This window comes from Phenylobacterium sp. (genome assembly GCF_046590535.1).
In the GTDB taxonomy this organism is placed as follows: Bacteria; Pseudomonadota; Alphaproteobacteria; order Caulobacterales; family Caulobacteraceae; genus Phenylobacterium.
In genome coordinates this window covers 1-16,686 of the sequence record NZ_JBKJTG010000184.1, presented here as the reverse complement: position 1 = coordinate 16,686, position 16,686 = coordinate 1, and the positions used below count along the sequence as shown (strand labels likewise).

The window sequence follows — 16,686 nt, the reverse complement described above, 5'->3', positions numbered from 1 at the left end:
CCGCCGCAGGTCCGGGTGGCCCTCCAAGAAGATCCCGTACATGTCGAAGGCTTCGCGCTCGTACCAGACGGCGCCCGGGTAGCCCGCGACGATCGAGGGCACCGGGGTGTCCTCGTCGGTCTGCACCTTGATGCGGACCCGCCGGTTCCGGGTCATCGACAGCAGGTGGTAGACCACGTCGAAGCGCCGCTCGCGTTCCGGGTAATCCGCGCCGGCTAAGTCGACCAGCTGCTGGAAGCCCTGGGCGTCGCGCAGGAAGCTCAGCGCCTCGACGATGTGCGGCAGTTGGGCGGTCACGGTGAGGTCGCCATAGGCCACGTCGTAGCCGGTGAAGGCCCCTGCCCCGTTGGCCACGATCTCCTGGCCCATCGCCTCCAGCTCGGCGTTGGTGGCAGGCCAGCTCATCGCATGATGGTCCCGGTGCGACGGATCTTCTTCTGCAGCTGCATGACGCCGTAGATCAGCGCCTCGGCGGTGGGCGGGCAGCCCGGCACATAGACGTCCACCGGCACGATCCGGTCGCAGCCGCGCACGGTGGAATAGCTGAAGTAGTAATAGCCGCCGCCGTTGGCGCAGGAGCCCATGGAGATCACGTAGCGCGGCTCGGGCATCTGGTCGTAGACCTTGCGCAGGGCCGGCGCCATCTTGTTCACCAGCGTGCCGGCGACGATCATCACGTCGGACTGGCGCGGCGATGCGCGCGGCGCGAAGCCATAGCGCTCCAGGTCATAGCGCGGCATGGACGCCTGCATCATCTCCACTGCGCAGCAGGCCAGGCCGAAGGTCATCCACATCAGCGAGCCGGTGCGCGCCCAGGTGATCAGGTCGTCGGCGGCGGCGGTGACGAAACCCTTGTCGGTCAGCTGTTGCGAGACGCCGTCGAAGAACGGGTCGTGGGCGTGCGGGTCATAGCCCTCCACCGTGGTCCGGCCGGCCTCACCGGCGGGAACGATCACTCCCATTCCAGGGCTCCCTTCTTCCACTCGTAGATGAAGCCCACGGTCAGCACCCCCAGGAAGCTCATCATCGACCAGAAGGCGAACTGCGAGGCCTCGGGCGGCAGCTTCATCAGGGTCACCGCCCAGGGGAACAGGAACGCCACCTCCAGGTCGAAGATGATGAACAGGATCGAGACCAGGTAGAATCGCACGTCGAACTTCATCCGCGCGTCGTCGAAGGCGTTGAAGCCGCACTCGTAGGAGGAGAGCTTTTCAGCGTCCGGGGCCTTCGGCGCCAGCACCAGGGCGAAGAGAATGAACAGCACGCCTAGGCCCGCCGCGATCCCCAGGAAGATCACGATGGGCAGGTACTCGAGAAGGAACGCGTTCATGGGGGCCTCGGGGGAGTCGCGGGACCTTCTAGACCAGCCTCACCGCCGATTCAAACGGGGCTTTGTGCGCCGCGAAACGGCCGCAGCGCGCCGTCCCGAAATGGCCCGGTACGGTGCGTCCGACACTCTGGCGTTGACACGATTCGGAGCGGGACCTATCAGACGCGCCTTCGCAAGGCCCCCAAGGCCCACGCGGGTGTAGCTCAGTTGGTTAGAGCGCCGGCCTGTCACGCCGGAGGTCGCGGGTTCGAGTCCCGTCACTCGCGCCATTTGCGAGGGTTTTCACAAAATCCATTCGCCCCTTCGCTCGCCCGACACGCGAGTAGCGGGGGGAGAGGCGTAGCGCGGCGGGTGATGACGACTGTTTGGGATGGCGCGGGGTGGGTGAGTGGCCCTGCCCTAACGCCCGCCGCCGCCGGTGATTTCCTTGATCATCGCCTGCACCGGGGCCTTGCCGCCGACGCTCCAGACGAGCTTGAGGTGGGCCAGCGTCTTGGCCGCCGCGCCCTCGAACTTCCACTCGCAGTCGTTGAACCGGCAATGATCAAAGGCCGGAGGCTCGCCGCCGCCGTAGATCATCCGGCAGGACTGGAACTCGCAGTCGGCGAAGTGCTCGCCGTCCAGCGGGACGGTTTCGTTGTTGAAGATGGTCGCCGTCTGCATGCTCATCCTAGCTCTCGTCGGCCGGCTCGCCGGAAGGGGCGGCGCCGGTCGGGTCGGCCAGGGCGCGTTCGCGCTCCCGCTGGTCGCGCTTGGCGTTGGCCTTCTCGGTGGCCTTGGCGGCCTTCTGGCGTTCGCGCTCCATGCGCTCGAAGGGGTAGTTCGGCTTGCGCGCCATCGGGTCGGCTCCTTCGATTCGATTGAGAGTTAGCGCGCCTTGCGGGCGGCGTAGCGGGCGTCGCGCTTGGCCTTGGCTTCAGCCTTGGTCAGCGCCTTGCGTTCCTTGCGTTCGCCACGCTTGGCGTCGAGCGCTCCGGCCAGCACGGCGGCTTCCGCCTCTCGGGCGGCTTCCTCGGCGGCGGCGGCGGCCTGCTTGGCCAGGGCCTTGGCCTCGGCCCGGCCCTCGCGCACGCGGACCAGCTCGGCGGCCCGCATCGCTTCGCGTTCCGCGAACAGCGGATCGGTCACGCTGGGCTTCGGCTTGAATTTCTCAAGCAGCGCCTTCTTGGCCTCGGCCGCGGTTTTCAGACGATCGGCGAAGCCGGTGTTTTGCAGTTCAGCCATAGGTGGTTCAGGATTCCGGTGTGGGGGTTTCGGGCGGCACGGGCGGCTTGAAGGAGGCCGCGCAGATGGCCTCCAGATGGCCGCGAATCGAGCGGGCGGCCAGCAGCGCGTCCACCGCTCGGCAGCCATCGGCCTTCAGCCGGATCTTCAGGCCGTCGAGATCGCTGAACTGTCCGGTCCGGGCCAGTGCATAGGCACGTTCAACAGTCGCCATGGGTATCTCCTTTCAGACTCAAGTGTTCACCGGCGCCTCTGGCGCAATGATCAAATTCTCGGGCAGGATCTTGGTGGACTCGGGGGCTCGATCCGAAGAGCAAGCGTGGAGAGCAACCGAACCAAGTCGATATTCGATGTACGGAGTATGACCCAAAATCGCTCACGAAGCCAGCAGAAACCGGCGCGGGCCGGACCGCAGCCGGAACGCCCCGATCACGGCTTCAGATCCACCCGCTCGATCCGCCATTCGGACGGGGCCTGCGCGGCGCCCGCCGGGGGATTGGCCCGGCGCAGCACCGCCTGGCCCGATCGGTGATATTCCTCCCCGGTCATTAGCCGGCCGTAGATGACCACGGGCGCCGCCACCGTGAACGAACTCAACTCCTGCAGGATAGGGCCGGGTGCGCCGACCTGGGCGTGGTGCAAGGCGAATCGTTCGAAATTCTCCGCCTTGCCGTCCGCACGCAGGCGCGCCGCCTCGGCGTAACGCCGCATTTCGATGTTGGCGTAGTAGGTCTGCAGGACGTTGGCCGCGCCCTGGGCGCTTTGCGGGGTGAACGGCGCTTCCGAAATCGGCGTCCGGTCGTCGGGCAGGCCCCCCGGCGTCCCCGGCTGCGGTGGTTCAACGTCGACGGCGCATTCCAGCGAGATGGCGTTGGCCGCGGACCCGTCGGGGTTCAGCACCCGGATCGACCCCAGGGTGCGCCCCCTCGCCCACCACTGCAGCCCATCGCCCACATAGCGAACGCCGCTCGCCGCCTCCGCCTGCCGCAAGGTGTAGCGACGGCCCTTGTATTCCACCCGCGCCGTCGCTGCGTCCGCATAGGTCGCGCTCAGCATCGCCCCATCGCGGCAGACGTAGCTGGTCGTCTCCCCCGCCCCTGCCGGCGGCGCCGCGGCGGGTTGCTGGACCACAGGCAGGGGAGCGAGCGGGGCGACGGGCGCCTCGGCTTCCCGCTGGCAGGCGCCCAGCGCCAGGACGCAGAGAACGAAGGCGGCGCGCATGATCACTCCACAGATGGGGTCAGCCCAATCTGGGCCCAGATAGCCGTAGGGTCAAAATATGGCCGTTCGCGGGTCCCCAAGCCCGGACCCGCTCGAGGTCAGGACCGGGTGGGGATCGGACGTTGCCGCTCTGCGCGGCCGCTGCGGCTTGGCCGTTGACGCCTCGCCCTTAGTCGAACACCCTTCCGCCTGCGGTTGGGGGACTGCGCGATGGCGGACGGGAACACGAAAGCTAGTAAGCCGCGGCGCAGGCGAAACGCCCCCGCGCCCACCACGCCCGACCCCATCGAGATGGCCATGGAGGCCGAGGCAGCCGATGCTCGCGCGGACAGTCCGGCGCGGCGGGTGCTTATTAAGCACGAAAAGCTGATCGACTGGCAGATCGCCAGCGAACGCGCCGGGGTCGCGCTGAAGGTGCTGACCGGACTGGTGGGTCTCGCAGCGGCTGGGGCTCTGGGGGTGATGGTCTGGGACGCTTCGCAGGCCGACGGGGTCATCCTCGAGCCCTTTACGGTCCCTCCGGCCCTGGCGGCCGAGGGCGTCTCCGGCGAGGTCGTCGCTGGGCAGGTGCTGGACGAGTTGGCCCGGCTGCGGGCCGAGACCGTGCTGCCGGGGGAAGACCGCGACTACGGCGACGATTGGGGCCGCTCGATCAAGGTGGCGATCCCCACCACCGGCGTCTCACTGGGCGATCTCCAGGACGCCCTACGACAGTGGTTGGGCCACGAGACCCACATCAGCGGCGAGGTTTACCGCACGCCGGCGGGGCTTACGCTGCGGGCCCGCATACCGGGCCGTCCCGGCCTCAAGGTCGACGGCGCCGCCGACGCCTTGGAAGCCTCCGCCCAGACCCTGGCGCGCCAGATCTATCGCGACACCCAGCCCCTTCGCTACGCAACCTGGCTCGTCACCCACGACGACCCCGCCGGGGCGATCCGGGTAGCCCAGCCCATCGCCATCGCCGGCCGATCGCCGGCAGAGCGCGCGACGGCCTACGGCGTGCTTAGCGCCGCGCGCAATGACCTCGGCGATGCCGCCGGCGCCATCGCAATGGCTCAAGAGGGCTTGAAGATCGAGCCGGGCCGAAGCGCGCTCTGGGCCGGTCTGGCCCTCAACGAAGCGAACCAGGGCCACCTTGAAAACGCCATTCGCGCCTCCCGTAAGCTCATCGAGGTTCTACCCCGGGATCGCGCGATCGCCCCTGACTGGCGGGACACTTATTCGCCGCGAGCCTCGCTCGCCGTTGTCCTGCTGGACTACCAGGAGGCCCACAGCCTGCTCCAGAGAGCGGAGTCCGTGCCGAACGTGGTCCTTGCCGAGGCAGTGCAGCTGGACGTGCGGATCGCGCGAAATCTCGGGCGCCTTCACGACATCGCCGGCGCGCGCGCCCGGCTCGACCGTCCCCGTTTTGCTCTCTCCTGGCAGGCGACTCGCAACGAGCGCCAGGTGCTGCACGGCCGTATCTCCAACACCTATGCGGCGGAAGACTGGCCCGGCGTCCTAGCCCTGGCACCGGCGTTCCTGGCCCTACCGGACCGCTACGCCGACCGTCCGCACAGTGCGAATTTCGCCATCATTGGCCTCGCTCGGGCCGCGACTGGTGACGCTCGCGGGGCGGCGGAGATCCTGGACGTCCTGGCGCCCGACAGCGACAACGCGATGCTGATCAAGGGCCGGGCGCTGCTGGCGCTGGGTGACATCGATGGCGCGGACCGGCTATTCACTCTTGTGGCAACCCGCGCGCCCTCCGTGGCCTCCGGCCCGTTTTACCGCGGACTGTTGCGCGTTGAGCAAGGCCAGGCCGCGGCGGCCCTGCCGTTCCTGGCCGAGGCCAAACGCCGGGCGCCCCGGTTCGCCGACCCGCTGAAATACGAGGGCGATGCGCTCGCTGCGCTGGGGCGTTGGTCGGAGGCAGAGGCGGCCTACGCCAAGGCCGAACCGTTCGCGCCGAAGTGGGGCGGGCTGCACCTGAAGTGGGGCGAGGCGCTGGCGAAGCTGGGGAAGGCGTCGGACGCTCAGGCGAAATGGCGAGCCGCTGCGGCCATGGACCTGACGGCGGCGGAGCGGGCGCGGGTGACCGCGCTGCTCCAGAAGCGGACCTCCTGACCTTCCGCCTTGGGTCGGCAGCGGACGACAGGCTTGTCGGCGCCTGACAACCCTCAGGCCGACGTCCCGCAGGCGCAGCCGCCTGGCGTTCGCGCATCGGTCCCTCCCCGCCTCAGGCCACCGGCTCGGGCGCGCGCGTCAGGACGAAATCGTCGGGGTTGGGCGCCAGGGTGGCGCGCCAGTAGTCCACCAGGGCGAAGGGCCAGTTCTGGCTCACCCGCCCGTGCTCGTTCTTGTACCAGCTGGTCACCTGCGGCGCGCCCCAGGCCATCAGGGCGTTGGCCGCGTCCACTCGGGTGTTGAAGGCCTCCACCACGTCGGCGCGCGGCTCCAGGGCGCGCACGCCCTCCTCCGCCATCAGCTTCAGGGCGCCGACGATGTAGCGCACGCTGCACTCGGAAAAGAAGATGATTGAGCCGTTGACGACGATGTTGGTGTTCGGGCCGTAGATCATGAAAAGGTTGGGAAAACCCGGCGTGGTCATGCCCAGGTAGGCGCGCGCGTCGCCGCCCCAGGTGTCGTGCAGGTCGGCCCCGCCCCGGCCCTTGATGGCCATCGGCCAGAGGAAGCGGCTGGCGTGGAAGCCGGTGCCGTAGATGATCACGTCGACCTCGTGGGCGACGCCATCGGCGGTGACCAGGCCGCAGGGTGTGATCTTGGTGATCGTCTCGGTGATCAACTCCACGTTGGGCTGCTTCAGGGTCGCCACCCAGACGCCGTTGTCCAACAGTGACCGCTTGCCGCCCACCGGATAGGTCGGGATGATCTTGGCGATCAGGTCCGGGCGGTCGGGGGCCTGCATGGCCACGGCCTCGGCGATCATCTCGCGGAACTCGGCGTTGGCCTGGCCCACCGCGGTTGAGGGTCCGTTCCAGCCGGGATCGGCGGTGACCGCCGGCAGGAGCCCGTCGGTGACCATCCAGAACATCCAGAACCGGTACCACTTGTCGTAGTAGGGCACGTGTTCGAGCAGCCAGTTGAACCCCGGCGGCACATCCTCGTGGTAGTGCGGCACCGGGAAGCACCACGGCGGGGTGCGCTGGAACACCTTGAGGCTGGCCACCTGGCCGGCGATCTCCGGCACGAACTGGAACGCCGAGGCGCCGGTGCCGACCACGGCCACCCGCTTGCCCGCCAGGTCCACGTCGTGGCGCCACTCCGCGGAGTGGAACGCCGGCCCCTCGAAGGTCTCGCGGCCCTCGATGTCAGGCAGTCGGGGACGGTTGAGCTGGCCCACCGCGGTGATCACGGCGTTCGCCTCCACGGTCTCGGAGCGTCCGTCGCGGCCCTTCAGGGTCACCCGCCAGAGCGCGCGGGCCTCGTCCCAGACCATGCCCGTGACCGTGGTCTCGAACCGGATGGCCTTGCGCAGGTCGTAGCGGTCGGCGACGCCGCGGAAATAGTCCAGCAGCACCGGCTGGGTGGAGAAGTGCTGCGGCCAGTGGTGATTGGGCTCGAAGGAGTAGCTGTACATGTGGTTGGAGCTATCCACCCGGCAGCCCGGATAGGTGTTCTCCAGCCAAGTGCCGCCCACGTCGGCGTTCTTCTCGACGATCTCGAAGGCCACGCCGGCCTGGGTCAGGCGGATGCCGGTGAGCAGGCCCGACATGCCGGCGCCGATCACCAGCACTCTCAGCTTGCGGGCGGCGGCCTTGAGCTTCGGCTGCTCGAACTGCGGGTCCTTGGTGCTGGTCCCGGAGAGGGCCAGTTCGTCCATCAGGAAGTCGGCGTAGTTGTCGGGGATCTCGGCGCCCGCCACGAAGCTCATCATCCGTCGGACCACCTCGGCCGGCGGGGTCGGGGGCAGCTTGCGATCCCCCGCCAGGAAGGCCGCGATCACCGCCCGCGCCTCCGTGCGGATGTTGGCCTGCTCGTGTTCGGCGATGCCGGTCTCGCCGCGCGACAGCGGGGTGTATTCCGGCGTCCACTCGACGCGCAGCCAGCCGGTGTCGCCGGTCAGGTGGACCATGGCCGCGCACAGCGCCGGCAGGTGGGCGGCCTCCAGCGCCTGGTCGAGATCGTTCAGGTCGTGCGCCATCTAGGTCCCTGCCCTGACTTATCGTTGATCGGGCAGCATGACTCCCGGCGGCGCGCAGCGGAAGCCCGGACGTGGCGTCACCCGTCGGCGGGGTCGTCAGCCCCGCTGCGCCGCCGCGATCCGCTCGGCGACCCCCGCCGGCAGGGCCATCCCGGAAGCCGCGAGGTTCTCCTCCAGGTGCGCCAGCCGGGTCGTGCCCATCACCGCGCAGGCGACGTCAGGATTGGCCAGCACATGGGCCAGGGCGGCCTGCGACCCGGTCATGCCCTCCAGCCGATGGAGGAACCCGAACCGCGCGCCCCGCACCACCTCCGCACGATGCCGCATCAGGCCGCGGGCGGCGTACCAGAGATCCTGGGCCCCACGGATGTTGGCCACCTTCAGGCCGGCGTGGCCCATGGCCAGCGCCATACCGGCCAGCACCCCCTTCCCCGCCTGCCTCGCGCGCGCGATCAGCGGGGCGCGCTCGGGAACCAGGATGTTGTAGTCCACCATCACCACATCCAGGCTCGGCTGGGCGGTGACATGGGCGATGACCGCGGGGTCGAAGCTGTTGACCCCGAAGGCGCGGACCAGCCCCCTCGCCTTCAGATCGGCCAGGGCCGCCAGCAGTTCACCGTCCAGTTCGGCGATGGCCGGGCCGTGCAGTTGCAGCAGCGGCAGGGCGTCGAGGCCCAGGTGGCGCAGGCTGCGCTCAGCGCTGGCGGTGACGCCCGCGGGCGAGAAGTCCCGGGCGATTCGGCCGCCGCCGGCGTGGAAGGTGCCGGCCTTGGTGGCGATCACCAGGCGGTCGGTGTCGCGGCCCTTCAGGGCGCGGCCCAGCCGAGGCTCCGCCTCTCCCGCCGAATAGCTGGCCCCGGTATCGAAGAAGGTGACGCCCAGCTCGATCGCTCGATGCACCAGCCTGACCGCCCGGGTCTCCTCGAACCGAGGCTTGCCCCAGTAGCTGGCGCAGCCCAACCCGATCTCGGAGACCTGAAATCCCGTGGAGCCGAGCGGGCGGTAGCGCACCTCAGCGGCCCCGCCGGCCCAGCGCCTTGACTTCCCGCGCCACGGTGGCGGCGACGATTTTCCAGGCCGCTGTGGTCGGGATCACGACGTCGAAGTGACCGGCGTCGGGGATGGCGATCACGTCCGCCCGGTCGCCCGCCTTGCGCACCGTCGTGACGTAGGCCAGCGCGGTGAACGGCGGCATCACGTGGTCGTAGGCCCCATGGATCATCACCACCCGGGCGCCGGAGGGCAGCAGCCGGGCCGGCGAGGTGTCGGCGTAGGGCTCCTTGCGCGCTTCGGTCCCCAGCATGCGTGGATAGGTGTCCGCGCCACAGGCGCCCGCAATGGTGTTCCCGTGCGCCTCGATATCGCCGATGCCGCCGAGGCTGACCACGGCGCGGATCGGCAGCGGATCAGGGACGTGCAGTGGGCTGGACACCGGCAGCCGATGGCGGGCCGCGGCCCACAACGCCAGGTGCCCGCCCGCCGAGTGGCCGAGGCCGATAACCCGGGCGGCGTCGAGGCGGTAGCGCGGCGCCTCCTGACGGATCCGATCAACCGCCGTGGCCACGTCGTGGAAGGTCCCCGGGTAGCCCGCCCCCGGTTCGCCGAGCCGGCGGTACTCCACGTTCCACACCGCGAAGCCGCGCCGGGCCAGGTCGCGAGCGATGCCGCCGGTCTGCGGCAGGCCCTGCAACTGTTGCCGATAGCAGCCGCCGTGCAGCAGCACGACGACCGGGTGCGTCCCGCGCCCCTTGGGCAAGAACAACTCGACGACCTGCGACGGCGCCTCGCCGTAGGCGATGACCGCGTCCGGCGCCTGGCGCGGCTGGTCCATATAGGCCGACAGCGGCGCAGGTTCCGCGCTGGCGACCGAAGCCGCCGACAGGAACCCAAGCAGCGCCATTCTCCAGGTCCTCATGCCGCGCGATCGCCCCGCAATGAATGGTGGGCGGCGAGGGGTTCGAACCCCCGACCCCCTGGGTGTAAACCAGGTGCTCTGACCAGCTGAGCTAGCCGCCCGATCGGTCGCTTCTAGACCAGTGCGCGGGCCGTCAGAAGCCCGCGGCCATCGCGCAACGAAAAAGGCGGCCGCCCCGCGACCGCCGCTTCGTTGCGATCAACTGTGGCTTCAGCCGTTCAGGGTGCTCTTGAGGGACTCGCCCACCCGGAACCGGCAGGTCTGGGACGCAGGCCGCTTGACCGTCTCGCCGGTGCGCGGATTGCGCGCCACGCCGGCCGCCCGCTTGACCGGCACGAAGCTGCCGAAGCCCACCAGCCGCACTTCCTTCCCGGCCTTGAGCGAGGTCGAAACCGACGCAATGAAGGCGTCCAACGCCTCCTTGGCCTGCGCCTTGTTCAAGCCCGCCTTGTCGGCCATCGCCGAGACGAGTTCGGCCTTCGTCATGATGCGTGTCTCCCAGCCCGTTTTTTTTGTGCAGCTCAGGTGGCCCACAGGCGCGCCCCTTCGCCTGGATTGATTAAGGACCGGGGAAGCGCAGCCGTCAAACGGCAGCGGCGCGGGAATGCTCCCGCGCCACCCAATGTCACAAGATGTGATCGCCCTAAGGTCAGTGAGTGAGGATGTTGTCCGCGTCCCCGTCGTCGGCGGCCGCCACAACGACCGGTTGGTCTTTCTCCGACCATTCTATGGCGACTGGCGCGCGGACCAGCGCCCGGGCGAGGACTTCATCCATGGTGGAGACCGGAATGATCTCCATCCCCGTCTTCACGCTGTCGGGGATGTCGGCCAGATCCTTCTCGTTCTCCGCCGGGATCAGCACGACCTTCACGCCGGACCGGAGGGCCGCGAGCAGCTTCTCCTTGAGCCCGCCGATAGCCGTCACCCGGCCACGCAGGGTGACCTCGCCGGTCATGGCGATATCCTTGCGGATGGGGATGCCGGTGAGCACCGAGACGATGGCGGTGGCCATGGCGGCGCCGGCGGACGGGCCGTCCTTGGGCGTCGCCCCGTCGGGCACGTGGATGTGCACGTCGGTGCGCTCGAAACTCGGCGGCTCGATGCCGAACTTGGTCGCCCGGCTGCGCACATAGCTGTTCGCCGCCGAGATCGACTCTTTCATCACGTCCTTCAGGTTGCCGGTGATCGACATGCGGCCCTTGCCCGGCATCTTGACCGCCTCGATGGTCAGGATGTCGCCGCCGAAGTCGGTGTAGGCGAGGCCCGTGATGATCCCGACCTGGTCCTCGGTGTCCATCTCCCCGTACTTGTGTTTGCGCACGCCGGAGTACTTGGCCAGGCGCTCGTCATCGATGGTGACAGAGGCGACGCCCTCGCGGCCCAGGTCGCGCACGGTCTTACGCGCCAGGTTGCCCAGTTCCCGCTCCAGCGAGCGGACCCCGGATTCACGGGTATAGTAGCGGATCAAGTCGTGGATCGCCTTGTCCGGGACGATGAACTCCTCCGGCGTCAGCCCATGGTCCTTGGTCAGTTTGGCCAGGATGTGCCGCTTGGCGATCTCCACCTTCTCGTCCTCGGTGTAGCCGGGGATGCGGATGATCTCCATGCGGTCCAGCAAGGGCTGGGGCATGTTCAGGCTATTGGCGGTGGTGACGAACATCACGGGGCTCAGGTCGTAGTCCACCTCGAGGTAGTGGTCGCCAAAGGTGGAGTTCTGCGCCGGGTCCAGCACCTCGAGCAGGGCCGACGACGGGTCTCCCCGCCAGTCGGAGCCCATCTTGTCGATTTCGTCGAACAGGAAGAAGGCGTTGGTCGACTTGGCCTTCTTCATGGACTGGATGACCTTGCCGGGCATCGAGCCGATGTAGGTGCGCCGGTGACCGCGGATCTCGGCCTCGTCACGCACGCCGCCCAGGGACACACGGACGAACTCGCGGCCGGTGGCCTTGGCGATGGAACGGCCCAGCGAGGTCTTGCCGACCCCCGGAGGGCCGACCAGGCACAGGATAGGGCCCTTCAGGGAGCCCACACGGGACTGCACAGCCAGGTACTCGAGGATCCGCTCCTTGACCTTGTCGAGGCCGTAGTGGTCCTCGTCGAGGATCTCCTCGGCGCGCTTCAGGTCGATCGGCTTGATCTTGCCCTTGCCCCAAGGGATCGACAGCAGCCAGTCCAGGTAGTTGCGCACGACGGTGGACTCCGCCGACATCGGGCTCATGTTGCGCAGCTTCTTGAACTCGGACTCGGCCTTGGCGCGGGCTTCCTTGGAGAGCTTGGTCTTCTTGATGCGCTTCTCGAGATCCATCAGCTCGTCGCGCTGATCGTCCTGCTCGCCCAGCTCGCGCTGGATCGCCTTCATCTGTTCGTTCAGATAGTACTCGCGCTGGGTCTTCTCCATCTGGCGCTTCACGCGGTTACGGATCTTCTTCTCCGTCTGCATGACGCTGATCTCGCCCTCCATCAGGGCGTAGACCTTCTCCAGGCGCTTCACGACATTGAAGACTTCCAGGAGCTGCTGCTTCTCGGCGATCTTCACCGACAGGTGGCTGGCGATGCGGTCGGCCAGTTCGCCGGGATTGTCGATCTGCGGGATCGCCGCCAGCGCCTCGGGCGGCACCTTCTTGTTCAGCTTCACATAGTTTTCGAACTGCTCGACGACCGCGCGGCTCAGCGCCTCGGCCTCGGGGGACCCGGCGCCGTCTTCCGCCACATAGGCGATCTCGGCCTCGTAGAACTCGGCTTGGTCGGTGAAGCGCGAGATGCCCGCCCGGGCGCGGCCTTCCACCAGCACCTTCACGGTGCCGTCGGGCAGCTTCAAGAGTTGCAGGACGGTGGCCACCACGCCCACGTCATAGATGGCGTCGGGGGTGGGATCGTCGTCGTCCTTGTCCTTCTGGGTGGCCAGCAGGATTTCCTTGCCCTCGTTGCGCATCGCCTCTTCCAGCGCGCGCACGGACTTTTCCCGGCCGACGAACAGCGGCACGGGCTGGTGGGGGAAAACCACGATGTCCCGCAGCGGCAGGATCGGAAGGATCTTAATCTCGGACATGATGCTCAAAACTCCTGGCCGGCCGATTGGTCTGCGACGTCGGCCTTCCGGATCGTGGTCACCCAAACGATGCGCTTGAGTCGGACGATCCGTCCGCCGGACCTCGGCGGGTGCTCGGTGATTTATGTGGACGGTTTGGCCTGGCGTTCAAGCTCGGCAAGATCGGAGCGCGACACTGCGTCTCATCGCTGTCCACAGGTCAGTCTGACCGGCGAAAGCGCGAAGATGCGCGCAGGGACCTGCCCCATCCACACCAGCCTATGTGGGAAACCGCGCGGTGTTCGGCAAGCGGTCAGGCCGCCAGGGCCTCTTCCACGAAATCCAGCCGGTCCTGGCCGAAGAACATGGCGTCGCCCACGAAGAAGGTCGGCGCGCCGAACACGCCCCGGGCCACGGCAGCCTCGGTCTGCTGCTTGAGCCGCTCCTTGACGTCGTCGCGCTCCACCAGGGCGCGGAACTCCTCGACGGTGAGGCCCGCCCGCGCCAGCACCGGCGGCAGTTCCGCCGGATCGCCCAGGTTCTTCGGCTCAAGCCACATGGCCTCGAACACCGCGTCCACATAGGCCATGAAGCGCGGGTCGTCCTTGAGCCCCGCCGCGCCGCGCATCAGGTGCAAGGTGTTGATCGGAAAATGCGGGTTGCGGGCGAAGGGCGTGCCGTGGCGCACGGCGAAGCGCTGCAGGTCGGCGTTCATCCAGGCGCCCTTGGCGGGGATCATCGCCGGCGAGGCGTTGCCGGTGGCCTTGAACACCCCGCCCAGCAGGATCGGCACGTACTCGACGCTGGCTCCTGTTCGCGCAAGCAGTTGCGGCAGGCGCTTGTGCGCCAGGTAGGTGGTGGGGCTGCCGAAGTCGAAGAGAAACAGAAGTCGCAGATGACCCGCCATGTTTACCAGGCCTCCTTCCAGGGGCGGAGATCGAGTTCGTGGGTCCAGCTGTCTCTCGGCTGGGCGTGCAGCATCCAGTAGGCGTCGGCGATGTGCTCGGGGTTGAGAATCCCATCCTGGGCCTTCATGGCGTAGCGCTCGGGGAAGTTCTCGGCGATCCAGGCAGTGTCGATAGCGCCGTCGATGATGGTGTGGGCCACGTGGACGCCCTTGGGCCCCAGTTCGCGGGCCATGCTCTGGGCCAGCGCGCGCACGGCGTGCTTGGCGCCGGCGAAGGCCGCGAACCCCTCGCCGCCGCGGACGCTGGCGGTGGCGCCGGTGAAAAGGATGGTGCCCCGGCCCCTGGGCGTCATGCGTTTCGCCGCCTCGCGGCCAGCCAGGAAGCCGGCGAAGGCGGCCATCTCCCAGACCTTGAAATAGACCCGGGCGGTGGTCTCGGCGATCGGGAAGCGGACGTTCGCGCCGATGTTGAAGACGCAGACCTCGATGGGCGCGATCTCGGCCTCGACCTTGTCGAACAGGCCGACCATGGCGTCTTCCTGCCTGGCGTCCAGGCCGAACGGGTGGGCCTCGCCGCCGGCCTCGCGGATCGCCTGGGCCAGGGGTTCGAGCTGGTCGGCCTGGCGGCGGACGATGACCGCCGCATAGCCCTCGCGGGCAAACCGCCGGGCGATCGCCCCGCCCAGCGCATCCCCCGCCCCGATGATCACCGCCGCCTTGTCCGCCATCCGATGATTAGATGACGATCATCATATTCAGGCAAGAGGCAGCTGCGAAAAAACCCCGCGGCAGGCCGCGAGGCTCGGTGGTGCAATGTCTGGAACGGCTAGGCCGCGCCGCCCTTGTCGCGGCGTTCGGCGTAGATGATCAGCGGCTGGGCGCGGCCTTCGATGACCTCGGCGTTAACCACCACCTCCTCGACCCCGTCGTAGGTGGGCAGCTCGTACATGGTGTCGAGCAGGATACCTTCCAGGATCGAGCGCAGGCCCCGGGCGCCGGTCTTACGAAGGATGGCCTTGCGGGCCACGGCGTTCAGGGCGTCGTCGGTGAAGGTCAGGCCGACATTCTCCATGTCGAACAGGCGCTGGTACTGTTTGACGAAGGCGTTCTTTGGCTCGGTGAGGATCTTCACCAAGGCGCCCTCATCCAGGTCGTCGAGGGTGGCGATCACCGGCAGACGGCCGATGAACTCCGGGATCAGGCCAAAGCGCAGCAGGTCGTCGGGCTCCACCTGGCGGAAGATCTCGCCGGTGCGCCGGGCGTCGGGGTCGGCCACCTTGGCGCCAAAGCCCACGGAGGTGCCCTGGCCGCGGGCGGAGATGATCTTCTCCAGGCCCGCGAAGGCGCCGCCGCAGATGAACAGGATGTTGGTGGTGTCGACCTGCAGGAACTCCTGCTGCGGGTGCTTGCGCCCGCCCTGCGGCGGCACGGAGGCCACGGTGCCCTCCATGATCTTCAGCAGCGCCTGCTGGACGCCCTCACCCGACACGTCGCGGGTGATCGAGGGGTTGTCGGACTTGCGGCTGATCTTGTCGACTTCGTCGATGTAGACGATGCCGCGCTGGGCGCGCTCGACGTTGTAGTCGGCCGACTGCAGCAGCTTGAGGATGATGTTCTCGACGTCCTCGCCCACATAGCCGGCTTCGGTGAGCGTCGTGGCGTCGGCGACGGTGAACGGAACGTCGATGATTCGCGCCAGGGTCTGGGCCAGCAGGGTCTTGCCGGTGCCCGTGGGGCCGACCAGCAGGATGTTGGCCTTGCCCAGTTCCACATCGTTATTCTTGGTGGCGTGGTTCAGGCGCTTGTAGTGATTGTGCACCGCGACGGAGAGGACTTTCTTGGCGTGATCCTGGCCGATCACGTAATCGTCCAGCACCTCACGGATTTCCTTCGGCGTCGGGACGCCGTCCTTGGACTTCACGAAGGAAATCTTGTGTTCTTCGCGGATGATATCCATGCACAGCTCGACGCATTCATCACAGATGAACACGGTCGGGCCCGCGATAAGCTTGCGGACCTCATGCTGGCTCTTGCCGCAGAAAGAGCAGTAGAGGGTGCTCTTCGAATCTCCGCTCGCGGCCTTGGTCATGTTATTTCTCACTCTGTAGACGATGCCGGCCGAAGAGACCTGGCCTGCGCCGCCCCGGGGGCATGCCTGCCCTATCAATGCAGAATACGCGCCGCGGGTTGTCTAAGTCTTGACATTCCCCGATCCGGCCCGGGTTCACAAGCTTTCGCTCGCCGGAGCGACAATTGGCGGCGCGACGCCCGCGGGGTGGGCGCCTCGGGCGGTAAATGGGAAACGGCCGAAGATGGCACAAGACCGGACGGCCGAGATCGTCGCCTTCGATTTCGACGGTACGCTGACGGTCGAGGACAGTTTCACGGCCTTCCTCAAGTGGCGGGCGGGGCCCTGGCGCTACGGGCTTGGGTGCGTGCGGCTGATCCCGGCGGGCGTGGCCTATCTGTTTCATCGCGACCGTGGCCGGATCAAGGCCGCCGCGGTGGCCGTGTTCCTGAAGGGCGCGCGCCGTAGGGACCTGGAGGTCGAGGCGCAGCGTTTCGCCGACCTGGCCTGGGACCGCTTCATGCGCCCCGACGCCCTGGCCGCGTGGATGCGGTGGCGCAGGGACGGCGCCCGGCTGGTGATCGTCACCGCCTCGCCGGACCTGACGGTGGGCCCGTTCGCCCGCCGGCTGGGGGCGGACGACCTCTTGGGCACCGTGCTGGCTTTCGACGGGGAGGATCGGGTCACCGGCGCCTTCGCCGAGCCCAACTGCCGCGGGCCGGAGAAGGTGGCGCGGCTGACCGAGGCCTTCGGACCGGGCCTGAAGCTGCGCGCCGCCTACGGGGACACCGGCGGGGACACCGAGATGCTGGCCCTGGCCCAGGAGGCGGGCTTTCGCGTGTTCCGCGG

18 protein-coding genes and 2 tRNA genes are annotated in these 16,686 nt (G+C 68.1%); 3 read left to right on the top strand and 17 right to left on the bottom strand.

All coding sequences use genetic code 11. The features are described 5' to 3' along the window. The 3 genes from ACLL81_RS10985 to ACLL81_RS10975 form a co-directional block, all read right to left on the bottom strand. The coding region (locus ACLL81_RS10985; protein ID WP_411288383.1) for a complex I 30 kDa subunit family protein at window positions 1–405 on the bottom strand (405 nt) is incomplete at its 3' end. Continuing rightward, entirely contained in the window at window positions 402–983 is a 582-nt protein-coding gene (locus tag ACLL81_RS10980; RefSeq protein ID WP_411288382.1) for a NuoB/complex I 20 kDa subunit family protein, read from the bottom strand. The genes ACLL81_RS10985 and ACLL81_RS10980, both read right to left, overlap by 4 nt. Next, the gene (locus tag ACLL81_RS10975; protein WP_411288381.1) at window positions 953–1,330 is read right to left on the bottom strand and encodes an NADH-quinone oxidoreductase subunit A; all 378 of its coding nucleotides are present in this window, start codon (window positions 1,328–1,330) and stop codon (window positions 953–955) included. The genes ACLL81_RS10980 and ACLL81_RS10975 overlap by 31 nt, the downstream gene beginning before the upstream one ends. Before the next feature lie 192 nt (window positions 1,331–1,522). On the opposite strand from ACLL81_RS10975, the gene ACLL81_RS10970 reads away from it, so the two are divergent. Continuing rightward, window positions 1,523–1,599, top strand: a tRNA-Asp gene (locus ACLL81_RS10970). Between the two features lie 130 nt (window positions 1,600–1,729). On the opposite strand, the gene ACLL81_RS10965 is transcribed toward ACLL81_RS10970, so the two are convergent. The 5 genes from ACLL81_RS10965 to ACLL81_RS10945 all read right to left on the bottom strand — a co-directional run bounded on the left by ACLL81_RS10965 (window position 1,730) and on the right by ACLL81_RS10945 (window position 3,775). Next, on the bottom strand, window positions 1,730–1,999 hold the full coding sequence (locus tag ACLL81_RS10965; protein ID WP_411288380.1) for a hypothetical protein: 270 nt from the start codon (window positions 1,997–1,999) through the stop codon (window positions 1,730–1,732). Window position 2,000: 1 nt separating this feature from the next. Further along, window positions 2,001–2,168, bottom strand: coding sequence for a hypothetical protein (locus ACLL81_RS10960; RefSeq protein WP_411288379.1), 168 nt, complete (start codon window positions 2,166–2,168; stop codon window positions 2,001–2,003). Between the two features lie 29 nt (window positions 2,169–2,197). Then, the gene (locus ACLL81_RS10955; protein ID WP_411288378.1) at window positions 2,198–2,554 is read right to left on the bottom strand and encodes a DUF6481 family protein; all 357 of its coding nucleotides are present in this window, start codon (window positions 2,552–2,554) and stop codon (window positions 2,198–2,200) included. Window positions 2,555–2,561: 7 nt separating this feature from the next. Then, window positions 2,562–2,768, bottom strand: a complete 207-nt coding sequence (locus ACLL81_RS10950; RefSeq protein ID WP_411288377.1) for a hypothetical protein — start codon at window positions 2,766–2,768, stop codon at window positions 2,562–2,564. Window positions 2,769–2,983: 215 nt separating this feature from the next. Further along, window positions 2,984–3,775, bottom strand: a complete 792-nt coding sequence (locus ACLL81_RS10945; protein ID WP_411288376.1) for an MliC family protein — start codon at window positions 3,773–3,775, stop codon at window positions 2,984–2,986. 210 nt (window positions 3,776–3,985) lie between these two features. Here ACLL81_RS10945 and ACLL81_RS10940 point away from each other — a divergent pair, with 210 nt between their 5' ends. Further along, window positions 3,986–5,881: a hypothetical protein gene (locus ACLL81_RS10940; protein ID WP_411288375.1), complete on the top strand. Its 1,896-nt coding sequence runs from the start codon at window positions 3,986–3,988 to the stop codon at window positions 5,879–5,881. A 112-nt stretch (window positions 5,882–5,993) separates the two neighbouring features. Here the strand turns inward: ACLL81_RS10940 and ACLL81_RS10935 are convergent, their stop codons facing one another. The 9 genes from ACLL81_RS10935 to clpX all read right to left on the bottom strand — a co-directional run bounded on the left by ACLL81_RS10935 (window position 5,994) and on the right by clpX (window position 15,858). Beyond that, the gene (locus ACLL81_RS10935) at window positions 5,994–7,919 is read right to left on the bottom strand and encodes a flavin-containing monooxygenase (RefSeq protein WP_411288374.1); all 1,926 of its coding nucleotides are present in this window, start codon (window positions 7,917–7,919) and stop codon (window positions 5,994–5,996) included. Window positions 7,920–8,015: 96 nt separating this feature from the next. Then, on the bottom strand, window positions 8,016–8,930 hold the full coding sequence (locus tag ACLL81_RS10930) for an aldo/keto reductase (protein WP_411288373.1): 915 nt from the start codon (window positions 8,928–8,930) through the stop codon (window positions 8,016–8,018). Between the two features lies 1 nt (window position 8,931). Next, a complete protein-coding gene (locus tag ACLL81_RS10925) occupies window positions 8,932–9,819 on the bottom strand; it encodes an alpha/beta hydrolase family protein (RefSeq protein ID WP_411288372.1) in 888 nt (295 codons plus the stop codon). A gap of 39 nt (window positions 9,820–9,858) precedes the next feature. Further along, window positions 9,859–9,935 (bottom strand) — tRNA-Val (locus ACLL81_RS10920). A gap of 109 nt (window positions 9,936–10,044) precedes the next feature. Next, the gene (locus ACLL81_RS10915) at window positions 10,045–10,320 is read right to left on the bottom strand and encodes an HU family DNA-binding protein (protein WP_411288371.1); all 276 of its coding nucleotides are present in this window, start codon (window positions 10,318–10,320) and stop codon (window positions 10,045–10,047) included. A gap of 163 nt (window positions 10,321–10,483) precedes the next feature. Continuing rightward, window positions 10,484–12,883 (bottom strand): endopeptidase La, encoded by a 2,400-nt coding sequence (lon, locus tag ACLL81_RS10910; protein ID WP_411288370.1) that lies wholly within the window; start codon window positions 12,881–12,883, stop codon window positions 10,484–10,486. A gap of 292 nt (window positions 12,884–13,175) precedes the next feature. Continuing rightward, window positions 13,176–13,769: a 2-hydroxychromene-2-carboxylate isomerase gene (locus ACLL81_RS10905; RefSeq protein ID WP_411288369.1), complete on the bottom strand. Its 594-nt coding sequence runs from the start codon at window positions 13,767–13,769 to the stop codon at window positions 13,176–13,178. A 2-nt stretch (window positions 13,770–13,771) separates the two neighbouring features. After that, complete coding sequence (locus ACLL81_RS10900; protein WP_411288368.1) at window positions 13,772–14,497, bottom strand: SDR family oxidoreductase; 726 nt, start codon at window positions 14,495–14,497, stop codon at window positions 13,772–13,774. Window positions 14,498–14,595: 98 nt separating this feature from the next. Further along, window positions 14,596–15,858, bottom strand: coding sequence for an ATP-dependent Clp protease ATP-binding subunit ClpX (gene clpX / locus ACLL81_RS10895; RefSeq protein ID WP_411288367.1), 1,263 nt, complete (start codon window positions 15,856–15,858; stop codon window positions 14,596–14,598). 223 nt (window positions 15,859–16,081) lie between these two features. Between clpX and ACLL81_RS10890 the strand changes: the two genes are divergently transcribed. Beyond that, the coding region (locus ACLL81_RS10890) for an HAD-IB family hydrolase (protein WP_411288366.1) at window positions 16,082–16,686 on the top strand (605 nt) is incomplete at its 3' end.

Excerpts from the sequence above, each read along its gene's own strand:
- ACLL81_RS10975 (WP_411288381.1), bottom strand. The coding sequence starts at position 1,330 with ATGAACGCGTTCCTTCTCGAGTACCTGCCCATCGTGATCTTCCTGGGG.
- ACLL81_RS10965 (WP_411288380.1), bottom strand. The coding sequence starts at position 1,999 with ATGAGCATGCAGACGGCGACCATCTTCAACAACGAAACCGTCCCGCTG.
- ACLL81_RS10960 (WP_411288379.1), bottom strand. The coding sequence starts at position 2,168 with ATGGCGCGCAAGCCGAACTACCCCTTCGAGCGCATGGAGCGCGAACGC.
- ACLL81_RS10955 (WP_411288378.1), bottom strand. The coding sequence starts at position 2,554 with ATGGCTGAACTGCAAAACACCGGCTTCGCCGATCGTCTGAAAACCGCG.
- ACLL81_RS10950 (WP_411288377.1), bottom strand. The coding sequence starts at position 2,768 with ATGGCGACTGTTGAACGTGCCTATGCACTGGCCCGGACCGGACAGTTC.
- ACLL81_RS10945 (WP_411288376.1), bottom strand. The coding sequence starts at position 3,775 with ATGCGCGCCGCCTTCGTTCTCTGCGTCCTGGCGCTGGGCGCCTGCCAG.
- ACLL81_RS10940 (WP_411288375.1), top strand. The coding sequence starts at position 3,986 with ATGGCGGACGGGAACACGAAAGCTAGTAAGCCGCGGCGCAGGCGAAAC.
- ACLL81_RS10935 (WP_411288374.1), bottom strand. The coding sequence starts at position 7,919 with ATGGCGCACGACCTGAACGATCTCGACCAGGCGCTGGAGGCCGCCCAC.
- ACLL81_RS10925 (WP_411288372.1), bottom strand. The coding sequence starts at position 9,819 with ATGGCGCTGCTTGGGTTCCTGTCGGCGGCTTCGGTCGCCAGCGCGGAA.
- ACLL81_RS10915 (WP_411288371.1), bottom strand. The coding sequence starts at position 10,320 with ATGACGAAGGCCGAACTCGTCTCGGCGATGGCCGACAAGGCGGGCTTG.
- lon (WP_411288370.1), bottom strand. The coding sequence starts at position 12,883 with ATGTCCGAGATTAAGATCCTTCCGATCCTGCCGCTGCGGGACATCGTG.
- ACLL81_RS10905 (WP_411288369.1), bottom strand. The coding sequence starts at position 13,769 with ATGGCGGGTCATCTGCGACTTCTGTTTCTCTTCGACTTCGGCAGCCCC.
- ACLL81_RS10900 (WP_411288368.1), bottom strand. The coding sequence starts at position 14,497 with ATGGCGGACAAGGCGGCGGTGATCATCGGGGCGGGGGATGCGCTGGGC.
- clpX (WP_411288367.1), bottom strand. The coding sequence starts at position 15,858 with ATGACCAAGGCCGCGAGCGGAGATTCGAAGAGCACCCTCTACTGCTCT.